General features: G+C 69.4%; 13 protein-coding genes and 1 riboswitch. Of the genes, 7 read left to right on the forward strand and 6 right to left on the reverse strand.

What is annotated here, in order from left to right; genetic code table 11:
• Window positions 1-4 precede the first annotated feature (4 nt).
• Together A6A29_RS05190 and A6A29_RS05195 are read left to right on the forward strand one after the other, a co-directional pair.
• Window positions 5-583, forward strand: a complete 579-nt coding sequence (locus tag A6A29_RS05190; protein ID WP_073718671.1) for a Uma2 family endonuclease — start codon at window positions 5-7, stop codon at window positions 581-583.
• A 48-nt stretch (window positions 584-631) separates the two neighbouring features.
• Window positions 632-1216: a hypothetical protein gene (locus A6A29_RS05195; protein ID WP_079182572.1), complete on the forward strand. Its 585-nt coding sequence runs from the start codon at window positions 632-634 to the stop codon at window positions 1214-1216.
• Between the two features lie 94 nt (window positions 1217-1310).
• On the opposite strand, the gene A6A29_RS05200 is transcribed toward A6A29_RS05195, so the two are convergent.
• From A6A29_RS05200 to thrC, 5 genes are all read right to left on the reverse strand, one after another.
• A complete protein-coding gene (locus A6A29_RS05200; RefSeq protein ID WP_241838352.1) occupies window positions 1311-2990 on the reverse strand; it encodes an ABC transporter ATP-binding protein in 1680 nt (559 codons plus the stop codon).
• 562 nt (window positions 2991-3552) lie between these two features.
• Window positions 3553-5175, reverse strand: coding sequence for a chaperonin GroEL (groL, locus tag A6A29_RS05205; RefSeq protein WP_073718672.1), 1623 nt, complete (start codon window positions 5173-5175; stop codon window positions 3553-3555).
• Between the two features lie 551 nt (window positions 5176-5726).
• A complete protein-coding gene (locus A6A29_RS05210) occupies window positions 5727-5933 on the reverse strand; it encodes a cold-shock protein (RefSeq protein ID WP_003967346.1) in 207 nt (68 codons plus the stop codon).
• A 410-nt stretch (window positions 5934-6343) separates the two neighbouring features.
• Window positions 6344-6622: a MoaD/ThiS family protein gene (locus A6A29_RS05215; RefSeq protein WP_073718673.1), complete on the reverse strand. Its 279-nt coding sequence runs from the start codon at window positions 6620-6622 to the stop codon at window positions 6344-6346.
• Between the two features lie 31 nt (window positions 6623-6653).
• On the reverse strand, window positions 6654-7964 hold the full coding sequence (gene thrC, locus A6A29_RS05220; RefSeq protein ID WP_073718674.1) for a threonine synthase: 1311 nt from the start codon (window positions 7962-7964) through the stop codon (window positions 6654-6656).
• Between the two features lie 19 nt (window positions 7965-7983).
• Window positions 7984-8112, reverse strand: a riboswitch (SAM riboswitch).
• Window positions 8113-8265: 153 nt separating this feature from the next.
• Here thrC and A6A29_RS05225 point away from each other — a divergent pair.
• Together A6A29_RS05225 and A6A29_RS05230 are read left to right on the forward strand one after the other, a co-directional pair.
• Window positions 8266-9216 carry a glucosyl-3-phosphoglycerate synthase gene (locus tag A6A29_RS05225; protein ID WP_073718675.1) on the forward strand — a complete coding sequence of 317 codons (951 nt, stop codon included), beginning with the start codon at window positions 8266-8268 and terminating at the stop codon, window positions 9214-9216.
• A gap of 186 nt (window positions 9217-9402) precedes the next feature.
• A complete protein-coding gene (locus tag A6A29_RS05230) occupies window positions 9403-10782 on the forward strand; it encodes an alpha,alpha-trehalose-phosphate synthase (UDP-forming) (RefSeq protein ID WP_073718676.1) in 1380 nt (459 codons plus the stop codon).
• Between the two features lie 66 nt (window positions 10783-10848).
• Here A6A29_RS05230 and A6A29_RS05235 read toward each other — a convergent pair whose 3' ends face one another.
• Window positions 10849-11358 (reverse strand): helix-turn-helix domain-containing protein, encoded by a 510-nt coding sequence (locus tag A6A29_RS05235; RefSeq protein ID WP_073718677.1) that lies wholly within the window; start codon window positions 11356-11358, stop codon window positions 10849-10851.
• A 177-nt stretch (window positions 11359-11535) separates the two neighbouring features.
• Between A6A29_RS05235 and A6A29_RS45130 the strand changes: the two genes are divergently transcribed.
• The 3 genes from A6A29_RS45130 to A6A29_RS47750 all read left to right on the forward strand — a co-directional run bounded on the left by A6A29_RS45130 (window position 11536) and on the right by A6A29_RS47750 (window position 14494).
• The gene (locus A6A29_RS45130; protein WP_158074363.1) at window positions 11536-11709 is read left to right on the forward strand and encodes a hypothetical protein; all 174 of its coding nucleotides are present in this window, start codon (window positions 11536-11538) and stop codon (window positions 11707-11709) included.
• On the forward strand, window positions 11709-13415 hold the full coding sequence (locus A6A29_RS05240) for a hypothetical protein (RefSeq protein WP_073718678.1): 1707 nt from the start codon (window positions 11709-11711) through the stop codon (window positions 13413-13415). Before A6A29_RS45130 ends, A6A29_RS05240 begins: the two co-directional genes overlap by 1 nt.
• 899 nt (window positions 13416-14314) lie before the next feature.
• On the forward strand, window positions 14315-14494 hold the full coding sequence (locus A6A29_RS47750) for a hypothetical protein (RefSeq protein ID WP_338012851.1): 180 nt from the start codon (window positions 14315-14317) through the stop codon (window positions 14492-14494).
• Window positions 14495-14521 lie beyond the last annotated feature (27 nt).

A 14521-nucleotide genomic window follows, 5' to 3' on the forward strand; every position in this document is an offset into this window, starting at 1 on the left:
CGCCATGACCCCCAGCACAGCCGATCACGCCCAGATGTCCGTCGAGGAGTTCGAGCAGCTCGCCCGCACAGCCCCGGAAACCGTGACGCTCGAATTCATCAATGGAAGGCTGGAGGTCAAGCCCGTGCCCGACGGTGACCACGACGAGATCATCATGTGGGTGGCCGTGCAGTGCATGCGGCACCGGCCGGACCTGCGGCTGTACCGGGAACGTGGACTCCGGGTGGAGGCGTACCGCAACGGCCGGGCTCGCCCCGACGGGACCTTGGCGCGTGCCCGGCGCTTCGCGGGCGACGGTGAGTGGTCAAGTTCCGATGGTGTCCTGATGACCGTCGAGGTCACCTCGTACGACTACGACACCGACCGCCGCGACCGCACCGAGAAGCGCGACGGATACGCGGCAGCCGACATCCCCGTCTATCTCCTCATCGACCGGGACAACGACACCCTCGTCGTCCACAGCGAGCCGGAGAAGGGCCGTTACCGGCAGCAGACCACGTACGGGTACGGCGACACCGTCAACCTCCCCGCACCCGTCGATGTCACCCTGGACACCGAAGAGCTCAAGGACTACGCCCGCTGAACCCGCCCACCGGGGCGGCACCGCACCGCCGACGGATCAAAGGACCCGATGACCGACACCGCCGACACCGCCAGCGCACCCGCCGCCCCCGTACCCGCCCCCGCACCCGCACCCGCACCCGCACCCGCCGCGACCGAGGACGACCACTACGGGGAGATATCCGTCGAACTCACGGGCGAGCACGGCGAGGTGCTCGTCGTGAGCGGCGAGAACATCCCCCGCGTCACCCTCACCCGCGCACCCGGAGCCGGGATCGACGACCACATCGTCATCGGCACCCGCACCCCCGATCACCTCACGCTCACGGTGGACGGCCGCGACGCGACGATCAGGCCCGCCAAGGGCAGGCTCAGCCGCCGCTCCTACCGGGTCGACGTCACGTACGCGGGTACGTCCTACCGGCTGGTGCCCGACTCCATCCCCAGCAGTCGGCTGACCCGCGACGGGAAGCACATCGGTGACTTCTCGTCGGACGGCGACAGGCGGGTCGTCGCCGAGTGGCGGGCGGACGCGGCGGCCTCGATCGAGCCGCTCGACGCGGCGATCGGCTACGCGCTGGCCGCCGCGTTCGGCACGGGCGGCCAGCCGATGTGGATGATGGCGGTCGACGCCATCAGCACGGCACTGCCTTAGGGACGTTGGGCCGTCGAGCTGTTGGCCGTTGGGCCGTCGCGCTGTTGTCGAGTGACAGCCTCCGGCCCGGGCTCCGCCCCCGGCCCGTGCTCCGTCAGCGTGCGTCCGCCGTGAGCTGGGTCGTGGCCAGTTCGCGGTACAGGTCGTCGGATTCCACCAGTTCCTCGTGGGTCCCCGCCGTACGGACACGTCCGTCCTGAAGGACCACGATGCGGTCCGCGTGCACCACGGTGGACAGCCGGTGGGCGATGACGAGGACCGTGGTCTGCTGGGCGAGTTCGAGGATGACGTCGCGCAACCGGTGCTCGTTGACCGCGTCCAGCTGCGAGGTCACCTCGTCCAGCAGGAGCAGCCGCGGCTTGCGCAGCAGGGCGCGGGCGATGGCGATCCGCTGGCGTTCACCACCGGACAGGGTGACGCCCCGGTGGCCGACCGCCGTGTCCAGCCCGTCCGGCAGCCTGCCGACGAGGTCGTCCAGCCGGGTGCGTTCGACCGCCGCGCGCAGTTCGTCCTCCGTGGCACGGGGGGCGGCGAACAGGAGGTTGTCCTTGAGGGTCCCGGCGAGGACCGGGGAGTCCTGTTCCACGTACGCGAGGGAGGCGCGCAGCTCGGCCAGCGGCCAGTCCCGGATGTCCCGGCCGCCGACGGTGATCGTGCCCTCGTCGTGGTCGTAGAAGCGTTCCAGCAGGCCGAACACGGTGGACTTGCCCGCTCCGGAAGGGCCGACCAGCGCGACGAGCCCGCCGGTGGGGACATCGAAGCTGACGCCGTTGTGGGCCGGGGCGCGCTCGTCGCCGTAACCGAAGACGACGTCCCGGAAGGTGACGCCGAGGGGGGTGGGAGGCAGGATGTCCGGCGTGGTGGCGGACGGCGCCGGTTCGCCGGGCAGGGATTCGATCTCGTCGATACGGCGTACGGCGGCGAGGCCGCTCTGGAGGCCGGTCCAGCCCTCCACGAGGCCGCCGATCGGGCCCATCAGATAGAAGAGGTAGAGCAGGAAGGCGATCAGCGAGGAGATCTCCAGCGATCCCGACGCGACGCGGGCCCCTCCGACACCCAGCACCGCCAGGAAGGCCAGCTGGATCGCCATCATCATCGTGACCTCGGAGACCGAGGACCAACGGGCCACCGACACACCCCGGTCGTGGGCGCGGCGCGCGGCGTCGGCGACGAGGGCGCTCTCGCGTTCCTCGGCGCCGCTCGCCTTGACCGTACGGAAGGCCTGGAGCACCCGGTCGAGCGAGGCGCCCATCGCGCCGACGGCCTCCTGGGCCCGGAGCTGGGCACGCTGGATACGGGGCATCAGGAGCGCGGTCATGGCGCCGATGACGACGATGACGAGCAGGGTGACGCCGAGGAGCACCGCATCCATGTACGCCATGAACGCGAGGGTGCCCAGCAGCATCAGCACGCTGTTGACCGACTCGACCACGCTGCTGGACAGCACGGTGCGCAGCAGGGTGGTGTCGCTGGTGACGCGGGACTGGAGGTCGCCGGGGGTCAGACGGTCCACGGCGGGGACCTTCAACCGGAGTATGCGGCCCACCAATTGGTTACGGGCCCGCAGGACGACGCCCTCGCCGGTGCGGGCCATGAGGTAGCGGCCGGTCGCCGACAGACAGGCCCCGGCGAGGACAACGGCGGTGAGGGTGATGAGCGGGGCGGCGGGTGAGCCGCCCTCGGCGAAGGCGTCGACGGCGTACTTCGCCATCAGCGGCATGACGAGCCCCGCCCCGGAACCGGCGAGCGACAGCAGACCGGCCCACAGGAGCATCCGCCAGTGCGGCCGGACCCGTCCCAGGAGGAGGCGCAGGGGGGTGGGCGCGGAGGGGCCGTCCGCACCCACACCCTTGGGTGCGGAGGGGCCGTCCACCGCGCCGTCCGCTTCTACGTCCGCCACGCCTTCCGCTTCGACGTCCGCAGTGCCGCTCCCTCTTCCGTCCGCCGCACCGCCCGCTCGTCCGTCCGCCGCACCGCCCTTCGCGGCAGTCGCCCCGCCTTTCGCGGCAGTCGCCCCGCCTTTCGCCTCGGGCGTCTGCTCGTCCGCCGCCTCTGTCGTCGTACTCATCCGAATCCCCCCTCGCGCACCGAAACCACCATCAGCGGGCGGAAGCCGGCCGTCTCAGCACGCCCGCCCACCGTCCGACCCGCCCCCCTGTACCCAAGCATGCGGCGAGAACAGCGGTACGGTCCGCACCCGGTCGAGGCTCACCGCGCCGGAGAGCACCGCGCCCGGCCCGAAGCGGGCCGCGAACGCCCGAGGGCGGCACCCCCCTTGCAGGGGGTGCCGCCCTCGGTATGTCGGACAGCTCCGATCCACCGGTCTCCCGGAAGGATCAGAAGTCCATGTCACCGCCCGGCATGCCGCCCGGAGCGGCCGCAGAGGCCTTCTCCGGCTTGTCGGCGATGACGGCCTCGGTGGTGAGGAAGAGCGCGGCGATGGACGCGGCGTTCTGCAGAGCGGAGCGCGTGACCTTCGCCGGGTCGAGAATGCCCTCGGCGATCATGTCGACGTACTCGCCGGTCGCGGCGTTGAGGCCGTGACCGATCGGCAGGTTGCGCACCTTCTCCACGACGACGCCACCCTCAAGACCACCGTTGACGGCGATCTGCTTGAGCGGGGCCTCCAGCGCGAGCTTCACGGCGTTGGCGCCCGTGGCCTCGTCGCCGGTCAGGTCGAGCTTCTCGAAGACGGCCGAGGCCTGGAGCAGAGCCACGCCACCACCGGCGACGATGCCCTCCTCGACAGCGGCCTTGGCGTTGCGCACCGCGTCCTCGATGCGGTGCTTGCGCTCCTTGAGCTCGACCTCGGTCGCGGCACCGGCCTTGATGACGGCCACGCCGCCGGCCAGCTTCGCGAGGCGCTCCTGGAGCTTCTCGCGGTCGTAGTCCGAGTCGGAGTTCTCGATCTCGACACGGATCTGGTTGACGCGACCCTGAACCTGGTCGCTGTCACCGGCGCCGTCGACGATCGTGGTCTCGTCCTTGGTGATGACGACCTTGCGGGCACGGCCGAGCAGGTCCAGGCCGGCGTTCTCCAGCTTGAGACCGACCTCCTCGGAGATCACGGTGCCACCGGTGAGGATGGCGATGTCCGCGAGCATGGCCTTGCGGCGGTCGCCGAAGCCCGGAGCCTTGACGGCGACGGACTTGAACGTGCCCTTGATCTTGTTGACGACCAGGGTCGACAGGGCCTCGCCCTCGACGTCCTCAGCGATGATCAGCAGCGGCTTGCCCGACTGCATGACCTTCTCCAGCAGCGGGATCAGGTCCTTGACGCTGGCGATCTTCGAGTTGACGATCAGGATGTACGGGTCGTCGAGCGACGCCTCCATACGCTCCATGTCGGTGGCGAAGTACGCCGAGATGTAGCCCTTGTCGAAGCGCATACCCTCGGTGAGCTCAAGCTCCAGCCCGAAGGTCTGGGACTCCTCGACGGTGATGACGCCTTCCTTGCCGACCTTGTCCATCGCCTCGGCGATCTTGGCGCCGATCTCGGTGTCGGCGGCGGAGATGGAGGCCGTCGAAGCGATCTGCTCCTTGGTCTCCACGTCCTTGGCCTGCTCCAGCAGAGCGGCGGAGACGGCCTCGACGGCCTTCTCGATGCCCCGCTTGAGCGCCATCGGGTTGGCACCGGCGGCAACGTTGCGCAGGCCCTCACGGACGAGCGCCTGAGCGAGAACGGTAGCGGTGGTCGTACCGTCGCCGGCGACGTCGTCCGTCTTCTTGGCGACCTCCTTGACCAGCTCCGCACCGATCTTCTCGTACGGGTCCTCGAGCTCGATCTCCTTGGCGATGGAAACACCATCGTTGGTGATCGTGGGCGCGCCCCACTTCTTCTCGAGGACGACGTTACGGCCCTTGGGGCCGAGGGTGACCTTGACGGCGTCGGCGAGCTGGTTCATCCCGCGCTCGAGACCGCGCCGTGCCTCCTCGTCGAACGCGATGATCTTGGCCATGTGAAGTGGTCCTCCCGGACAGGGGTGGATTTCTCCGGACCGAGTGGCGCCCGCGACGGACGGCCTGCGTGCCCGGTGGTTCCTTGCCCCACCGCGCCTGCGGGCCTCACCGGCCCGGTCCAAGTTTCTGTCACTCTCACCTGGAGAGTGCTAACGCCAATGATTAGCACTCGACCCCTGCGAGTGCAAGCAGGTGTCATGGTTTGTGGACAGTCGCAGGACCACCGCGGGACCGCCACGCGCCGGTCACGGGACAGCGGCGGGACAGTGGCGGGCCAGCGGCGGGACCACCCACCGGGGGCGGCCGGAGCAGTCACCCGGCGCGCGGGCGGCGCACATCGCGGCACCACGCCACGGCACCACACCGCGTCGAATGTCGTGGCACGGCGGATGTCGTGGCGCATGCGGTGGCGGATGCCGTGGCGCATGCGGTGGCGGATGCCGTGGCGCACAGCACCGGCACACACCACCCGGCACGCACGGAGGGCCCGTACCCCATCGGGTACGGGCCCTCCGTGCGTGAGTAGTGTCGTTGGCCGACCGCGCCGAGCTCAGCCGACGGCGAGCTTGACCATGTCCGCCTGCGGCCCCTTCTGGCCCTGCGAGATCTCGAATTCAACTCGCTGACCCTCTTCGAGGGTGCGGTACCCGTCCATCTGGATCGCGCTGTAGTGGACGAAAACATCCGCACCACCGTCGACCGCGATGAAGCCGTACCCCTTCTCCGCGTTGAACCACTTGACGGTGCCCTGAGCCATGCCTAACTCCCCTATAACTGGCCCTTGCACAGGACCGCACTTCGCGGGCCCGGGTCAGAACTCACCCTCCGAAAGGAGAGGGTGCGTGCGCCGTAGCGCGTCGACCGCGGCCGAATGTATCTGCCCAACTGCCCTCTGCAACAGGTCAATCGGACGAGAAATCTGGGCATGGCTGAACACCCGAATATGAGGAATACGTGAGGATCCTGGGCAAGTCGGGCCCGACAAAGGGAACTTACGTCGCAAGGTGCTCAACCACATTGGCTGCTTCTTATCGTGACCGGGCGCATTCTCATATGCGGGCGGCACGGGCAGCGGAGGGCGCTTCCCCAACTCTACCCCGCTCAACCATGCAGAATTGCCCCCTCCGCTTCTCTCGCGGAGGGGGCAATCGGGGTCACGCGGTGAAGTCAGCAGCCTCCGGCCACAGCCGGAATGATCGAAATGCCCGCGCCGTCCGGAGTGGCCGTCTTCAGGCCGCCCTCGAAGCGCACGTCGTCATCGTTGACGTACACGTTGACGAAGCGGCGCAGCTTGCCCTGGTCGTCCAGGACACGGGCGGCGATGCCCGGGTGGTTCTTCTCCAGGGACTCGATGACCTCGGAGAGGTTCGTGCCCTCCGCGGCGACCTCGGCCTGGCCGTCCGTGTAGGTGCGGAGGATGGTGGGGATGCGGACCTTGACGCTCATGGTGGGGTGCCTTCCTTCGGTCTCGGGGTGATCAGAGGGCGGCGAGGCCGGCTTCGCGGAACGCGTCCAGGCTCGGCCGGATGGTCGCGGTCGCCTGCGAGGTCGCGGCCACCGCGTCGAGCGTCTTGAGGCCGTCACCGGTGTTCAGGACGACGGTGGTCAGCGACGGGTCGAGCAGACCGGCCTCGATCAGCTTCTTCGTCACGCCGACGGTCACCCCGCCCGCCGTCTCGGCGAAGATGCCCTCGGTACGGGCCAGCAGCTTGATCGCGTCGACGACCTGCTCGTCGTTGACGTCCTCGACGGCACCGCCGGTGCGGCGGGCGATGTCCAGGACGTACGGGCCGTCGGCCGGGTTGCCGATCGCCAGGGACTTGGCGATCGTGTTCGGCTTCTGGGGCCGCACGACGTCGTGACCGGCCTTGAAGGCGGTGGAGACCGGGGAGCAGCCCTCGGCCTGGGCACCGAAGATCTTGTACGGCTTGTCCTCGACCAGACCGAGCTTGATCAGCTCCTGGAGACCCTTGTCGATCTTCGTGAGCTGCGAGCCGGACGCGATCGGGATGACGATCTGGTCGGGCAGCTGCCAGCCGAGCTGCTCGCAGATCTCGTACGCCAGCGTCTTGGAGCCCTCGCCGTAGTACGGCCGCAGGTTGACGTTGACGAAGCCCCAGCCCTCGCCGAGCGGGTCGCCGATGAGCTCCGAGCAGAAGCGGTTGACGTCGTCGTAGTTGCCCTCGATGCCGACCAGCTCACCGCCGTACACCGCGGCCATGACGACCTTGCCCTGCTCCAGGTCGTGCGGGATGAACACACAGGACCGGAAGCCGGCGCGGGCGGCGGCGGCGCCCACCGCACCGGCGAGGTTGCCGGTGGAGGAGCAGGACAGGGTGGTGAACCCGAAGGCGCGGGCGGCCTCGACGGCGATGGCCACGACGCGGTCCTTGAAGGAGTGCGTCGGGTTGCCGGAGTCGTCCTTGACGTACAGGCCACCGGTGACGCCCAGTTCACGGGCGAGGTTGTCGGCCTTGACCAGCTTGGTGAAGCCGGGGTTGATGTTGGGCTTGTCCGCGACATCGGCGGGGACCGGCAGCAGCGGCGCGTAGCGCCAGATGTTGTTCGGTCCGGCCTCGATGCGCTTCTTCAGCTCGGCCGGGGTGCCGCTCGGCAGGTCGTACGCCACTTCGAGCGGCCCGAAACAGGACGCGCAGGCGAAGAGGGGGCCGAGCTCGAAGCGCTCACCGCACTCGCGGCAGGAAAGCGCGGCGGCGGGGCCGAGATCCACAGCGGAAACAGCGGAATCAGCAGAATCGGTGGATGCGGCAACAGTCTGAACAGCCATGATGGCGGAGGTCCCTTTCTCCTCATCTTCCTTGCGACGCATTTCGCCACAAGACGGAATTGGCACCTTCCCCACCGTGACCTCAACGGTCGGCGGGAGGGTTGCCGGGACTTCAACGGGCCGTTCCCTCAGTCCCTCTGGATGAGCGCTGTGGCACTGGATCTTCGATCCAGGCGTTTATTGGCGGACGGACCCCGACATGCGACGGTCATCCGCGTTGTTCAAGACTGTAACCGAAGCATCGGACCGTTGAGATAGTCGTCCGAACCGCGAGATGGATCACATACAGGGAGTATCGACCGTGCTGGAAGAGGTGGAACGCTGGCTGACCAGGCGTTCCTGGTCAGCCGCCGACCGCCCGCTGGACCGGCTCGTCGCCGCGCGGGCCAGGGATCCACGCCGGGCGAGCGTGAGTGTCGTCCTGCCCGCGCTGAACGAGGAGGCGACGGTCGGCGCGATCGTGTCGACGATCCGGCGCGAGCTGATGGAGCAGGTCCGGCTCGTCGATGAGCTGGTGGTGATCGACTCCGGCTCCACCGACGCCACCGCCGAGGCCGCCCGCCGCGCGGGCGCCCGGGTGGTGCACCGGGACGCGATACTCCCGCGGATACCGGCCCTGCCCGGCAAGGGCGAGGTGCTGTGGCGGTCACTCCTCGTGACGAGCGGTGAGATCGTCTGCTTCATCGACGCCGACCTCAAGGACTTCTCCGCCGACTTCGTCTCCGGCATCGTCGGACCGCTGCTCACCGACCCGTCCGTGCAGTTCGTCAAAGCGATGTACGACCGCCCCCTGGGCGAAACCGCAGGTCAGGGCGGCCGGGTCACGGAGCTGGTGGCGCGCCCCCTGCTCAATCTGCACTGGCCGCAGCTGGCCGGGTTCGTCCAGCCGCTGGGCGGCGAATACGCGGTGCGGCGCTCCCTGCTGGAGCGGCTGCCCTTCCCGGTCGGCTACGGAGTGGAGCTGGGGCTGCTCGTCGACGCCCTGCACACCGTGGGCCTGGACGCGCTGGCGCAGGTCGATGTCGGCGTACGCAAACACCGCCACCAGGACGGTCAGGCGCTGGGCCGGATGGCGGCGGCGATCTACCGCACCGCCCAGCTGCGGCTCTCCCGGGGACATCTGGTGCGGCCCGCGCTCACCCAGTTCGAGCGGGGCGAGAACGGCTTCGTACCGCGCACCCATGCGGTGGACACCGAGGAGCGGCCGCCGATGCGGGAGATCGCGGAGTACACCGAGCGCCGGGCCGCGTGAGGCACCGGGCGGCATGAGGCACCGGGGGGCGTGAGACGGCTGGCGTGCGGCACCGGGCGGCGTGAGGCGGGGACGGTCCGGTACCGGCCCGGCGGCGTGAGGCGGGGACGGTCCGGTACCGGCCGTGTTCGGTGTGGCGTAACCAATCGCGTTTGACGGCTTCCCGAACGGGCTAGGTTCCGCTACATGGTCTCCGAGCACGCTGCCCAGGTTCTCGTCGCGTCCAACCGCGGCCCGGTGTCGTACTCGCTGAGCGAGGACGGCTCGCTCGCGTCGAAACGGGGCGGGGGCGGCCTCGTCTCGGGCCTGAGCGCCGTCGACGACAAGCTGTGGGTGTGCGCGGCCCTGGGCGACGGCGACCGCGAGGCGGTCCGGCGCGGGGTCGGTGAGCCGGGCGTACGGATGCTCGACATCGACGCCGACGTGCACGCCGACGCGTACAACGGGATCGCGAACTCCGTCCTGTGGTTCGTCCACCACCTGCTCTACCAGACACCCGTCGAGCCGGTCTTCGACGCGGAGTTCCGGCGCCAGTGGGCCTCCTACGAGACGTACAACCGGGCCTTCGCCGAGGCGCTCGCCGAGGAGGCGGGGCCGGGTGCGGCCGTCCTGGTGCAGGACTACCACCTCGCGCTGGTCCCCGGTCTGCTCCGGGAACTCCGCCCCGACCTGCGCATCGGCCACTTCTCGCACACCCCGTGGGCGCCCGTGGACTACTTCCGCCTGCTGCCCGACGACATCGGTGAACAGCTGCTGCGCGGCATCCTGGGCGCGGACCGGGCGGCGTTCCTGACCCGGCGCTGGGCGGACGCCTTCATCGGCTGCTGCACGGAGATCCTGGGCGGCACGGGGCGGACCAGGATCGGGGTGCACGGCCTCGGGGCCGACGCGGACTTCCTGCGCCGGCGCTCGCACGAGGCGGACGTGGACGAGCGGATGGCGGCCCTGCGCGAGCAGGTGGGCGAGGGCCGGAAGACCATCGTCCGGGTGGACCGCACCGAGCTGTCCAAGAACATCGTGCGCGGCCTGCACGCGTACCGGGCCCTGCTGGACGCCCACCCCGAGTGGCGCGAGCGCGTCGTGCACATCGCCTTCGCCTACCCCTCCCGGCAGGACCTCGCCGTCTACCGGGACTACACGGCGGCGGTGCAGACCCTGGCCACGGAGATCAACGGGGCGTACGGCACGGAGAGTTGGACGCCGGTCGTCCTCCACGTCAAGGACGACTTCGCGCGCTCCCTGGCCGCGTACCGGCTGGCGGACGTGGCCCTGATCAACCCGATCCGCGACGGGATGAACCTGGTCGCCAAGGAGATCCCGGTCGTCTCCGACCACGGCTGCGCGCTGGTGCTGTCGCGGGAAGCGGGGGCGTACGAGGAGCTGGGCGAGGACGCGATCGTGGTGAACCCGTACGACGTGACCGCGACGGCCGCCGCCCTGCACGAGGCGCTGTCGATGAGCGGGGACGAGCGGTCCGGCCGCACGAAGCGGCTGGCCGAGGCGGCGACCGCGCTGCCGCCCCAGCAGTGGTTCCTGGACCAGTTGGAGGCACTGAGGCAGGGGTGAGGGCTCGCAGGGCGGGGCGGGGGCCGCGCGCGCCGGGGCCGCCCCCGCCGGTGGGAACCTCGGCGGTTACAACTGGCTGTCGGGGTCGCTTCCTTGAGCACCGCCGGGGAGGACGGTGAGGTCGGCGGACTGCTTCTTCCCGGCGTACGGGTCGGGTGCGCCATCCGGGATGCTCTGGATGGCCTGGCCCTGTGCGGTCCCGTTGCCGTTGAACACGAAGTCGGCACGCAGACGCCAGTCACGGCCGTCGGGGTAGATGAACCCGGCCTCGGCAAGCTGCTTCAGAGCACGTGAGACGGTCGGCTGCTTCATCCCGACCTGCTCGGCGAACTTCGCCTGAGTCTCTACGCGGACGAGGCCGTGGTCCTTGCGGTTCTGGAGGGCGCACATCTTGTGGAACAGCTTGTAGGACGCCCCGCTGAGGTCCGCCTCCGCAAGGGCGTCGTGTGCCTCGTATCCCATCGTGGTGTAGCCACCTCCTCTGAACCAGAGTCCGGACGCGGCACCGACCGACGAGTGGACGGTGAGGTCCTGCACCTCTCCCGTCGTGCGGTTGATCGTCTCGATCTTCGTCACTCGTCGGGCCGCACGCACAGATTACCTCCAGGGCTGGGTAGACCCACCCAGCACCGCATAGCCGTCACAGGATTCGCATCATTTTATGCATTTTCGCATCGCGCATCAAGTAATCATGGTTTCTCCATTCATTTTCGTATAGCTAGTTCACATGACTGCAACAAACGGTGGCCATTCGTGCAGGTCAGGGACGCGCCGGGGTCGCTCCGTCTTAATAGGAACATCGGGCGCCCCCTCGACAGCATCGTGTACGCCCTGTTCGCCATCTACGGAGAACACCAGCGGCCTGAACTCGCCGCCCGGTCCTACGCTTACGCGCTGGAGCGCCTGACCGCGCAGCGGATCGTCTGATGCGGCCTGCGACGGCGGCCGAGGCACTGCGTGGACTGATTCGCGTACGCCCGCACGGATGGCTCACCGACCCGCTTCCGACCAGTTCGGCCGCCGCCGCAGACCGTCTGCATACGGCCCTGGCCCACCACGGCTTCCGCCAAGCGTCGGGCGCCCCGTTGCGGGTCCTCAAGGTTCACGCTCACGAAGCGTCTTACAACGGCGAACTCGTCGCGTATGCGCTGGTCGGCCACTGCCCGGCACTTCCGGGGCTGCTGGGCTCGGCGGACGCTTCCCGCTCCCTGCTCATCGACTACATTCCTCACCCGGTCGACTTCACCGCCCCGGCCGCAGTCGCCGAACTGGTCGGTGCAGTCGCGGCCGTCCACGCAGCACCCACCTCGCTCGCTCCCGAACTCAAGGGCGCCTTCGACGCTTTCCGCCTTGACCGTCTCGCCGCCTCGTCGGCGCCCGTGTGGCTTCCGGAACCGGCGCCTCGGGCGGACGTTATTGGATACGTCCGCGACGCGCACGGCGGCGACGCCATCCCGGTCGGGCACCTCGACCTCAAGTCCGAGCACGCCCGGCGCCGCGAGGGTGGCGCCCTGGTGCTCGTCGATCTTGAGACCCTGCGCCCGGACATCACCCCTTTGATCGACCTCGTCACGCTGGGCGCCTTCCTGCGGCAGGCAGGTCGACCGCTGCCCGGCGCGGACGTCCTGGCCCTCTACCGGGACGCTGCCGACCAGCACGGCATCACCTGGACCACGGGCGCCCTGCGGGCAGCTCTGACGGCGTACCAGAGGGCTACCGGACTCGATACGCTCGACGGCCTCACCGACATGCCCCACACCCCACGCCACTCCCCGAAGGCTCTCGCCATGGAACCCACCGCCCCCGCCCTCGCCCTCGTCCGCACCGTCCTTGACACGCTCGAACTCGACGGTCCGCCCAAACATCTGACCGGCCGCAAGGGAGCCGACGCCTGGCGGTATGGCGACTGGGCCATCAAGACGGCGCTCCCCGGAGCCCGCGGCGACCTCGCGCACGAAGCCGCCGCCTACGATCTCCTCCGCCGCCAAGGGCGCCATCCCGGCGTCCGCCACGGACACAGTGAGCTGGGCCGCTGGCTCGCGCTCCCCTGGGTCGAAGGCGCACCGCTGTGGGACCTCTTCGCCCCGGCCCGCGAGGGGAGCGCCACCGAACCGCAGCGCACCCAGATGCGGGAGGCTTCCCGGGCCGCACTCTCAGCCCTCCGGGAATTCCACGCCACCGGATGGATTCACGGCGACATGCAAAGCGAGAACGTGATCATCACCGTTCGGCGCGGCGTCAGCTTCATCGACTACGACCGCGCCCACCACCCCGACCTTCCCCGCACCATGCAGCCATACCGGGGCGGCCTCGTTCACGTCATCGCACCCGAAATCGCCGCCCGGCTTCTCGCCACCAACGAGAGCGAGCACGTCGCCCTCACTCCCCAAGCGGAGCTGTACGCACTCGGCGCCTCCCTCTACTGGGCATGGACCGGAACCCGGATCACCGACTACCGAGGAGACCCCGCCGGCGCACACGCGGAGCTGTACGAGGACATCGCGGCCGGTCGGTGTCGGAACCTCGACCGTGACAGGCCATGGATCGATGCGGAGCTGGAAGGTCTCATTCGCGGAGCAGTCGAACCGAATCCCGTGTATCGCACGTATGGGACGGACGGCGAGCAGACCTGACCGCCCGCACCACGGCACCTCGTCCCGTTCTCCGGGGCCGGCTCCGTCGTGCTGTGCGGGGCCACCCGTCTTTCTGTGAAGGTTCCGTCATACCGACCGAGCGCATCCACAGCTGGTTGATCCGCGACACGGACACCGGAACGAACAGACCGGCACCGGCCGCGCCACCACAAGCGTATGAGTGAACCCGCACGCATCCGGCCGGTCCCCGACGTTCCGGCCCCCGCCGAGGCCGAGGCCCCGCAGTCCCTTACCGCGTCCGGCTGGCCGGACGTCATCAACACGGCGGCCGGGTCGAGTCCGGAGGTCGCCGCGCAAGTCAGGTCATTCGCTCACGACACAGGAACGACGCGAGTAGCTTGGCGGCCTTCGCCAGGAACCGTCATCGCGTCACTCCGAAGAAATAATGCTCAGCGCCGCCCCCAACACCCCCGCCGAATACTGGGACACGTACAAGCCACACCGAGGCGAGGGCCCCCAGCCCCGCCCTGCGGCCGATCGGTTCAACTGGACCGGCCTCGACCACGACGGGCCGGGTGCCGAACTCCTGGGCAGCCCGAAGAGCGCCCTGGACCTGGGGCCGGCGGAAGGCGAGAACGCCGCCTTCCTCGCCCGCGCCGGGGTCGAGGTGACAGCTGTCGACTTCTCGGCCGTACAGGTCGACCGGGCCCCGCGCCTTCTGGGCCGACGAAGCGATCCTGACATTCGTCCACGCCGACGCGTGCGCCTTCCTGGACGACGATCCGCGGGAGTACGAGGCCATCTACTCGACGTGGGGCGCGGTCTGGTTCACCGACCCCGAGGAACTGTTCCCGCGCGTCGCCGCGCGTCTCGCGGCGGGCGGCGTCTTCGGCTTCTCGCACCGCGAGCCGATCACCGGGCAGTACGGGGCCCAGCAGATGGGCGGCAAGTGGCTGGAGGGCCGCGAGACCGACCTGACAGTTCTGCGCTGGCAGTACGATCCCGAGCAGTGGGCGGACATCCTCAAACAGCATGGCTTCACGACCGTCCACACGGAGGTGCTGCCGAACCCGGACCGGGCTGCTCTCGGCACGCTGCTCGTGACCGCGAAAGCCTGACGCCGGCCGGGGACGCCCGGCCGGCGC

Source organism: Streptomyces sp. TSRI0281, assembly GCF_001905125.1.
GTDB lineage: Bacteria > Actinomycetota > Actinomycetes > Streptomycetales > Streptomycetaceae > Streptomyces.

What these genes read in the sequence shown, in the direction of transcription:
- A6A29_RS05200 (WP_241838352.1), bottom strand. Translation starts at nt 2,990, where the DNA reads ATGCTCCTGTGGGCCGGTCTGCTGTCGCTCGCCGGTTCCGGGGCGGGG.
- A6A29_RS05190 (WP_073718671.1), top strand. Translation starts at nt 5, where the DNA reads ATGACCCCCAGCACAGCCGATCACGCCCAGATGTCCGTCGAGGAGTTC.
- A6A29_RS05215 (WP_073718673.1), bottom strand. Translation starts at nt 6,622, where the DNA reads ATGAGCGTCAAGGTCCGCATCCCCACCATCCTCCGCACCTACACGGAC.
- thrC (WP_073718674.1), bottom strand. Translation starts at nt 7,964, where the DNA reads ATGGCTGTTCAGACTGTTGCCGCATCCACCGATTCTGCTGATTCCGCT.
- A6A29_RS05230 (WP_073718676.1), top strand. Translation starts at nt 9,403, where the DNA reads ATGGTCTCCGAGCACGCTGCCCAGGTTCTCGTCGCGTCCAACCGCGGC.
- A6A29_RS05195 (WP_079182572.1), top strand. Translation starts at nt 632, where the DNA reads ATGACCGACACCGCCGACACCGCCAGCGCACCCGCCGCCCCCGTACCC.
- A6A29_RS05240 (WP_073718678.1), top strand. Translation starts at nt 11,709, where the DNA reads ATGCGGCCTGCGACGGCGGCCGAGGCACTGCGTGGACTGATTCGCGTA.
- A6A29_RS05210 (WP_003967346.1), bottom strand. Translation starts at nt 5,933, where the DNA reads ATGGCTCAGGGCACCGTCAAGTGGTTCAACGCGGAGAAGGGGTACGGC.
- A6A29_RS47750 (WP_338012851.1), top strand. Translation starts at nt 14,315, where the DNA reads ATGGGCGGCAAGTGGCTGGAGGGCCGCGAGACCGACCTGACAGTTCTG.
- groL (WP_073718672.1), bottom strand. Translation starts at nt 5,175, where the DNA reads ATGGCCAAGATCATCGCGTTCGACGAGGAGGCACGGCGCGGTCTCGAG.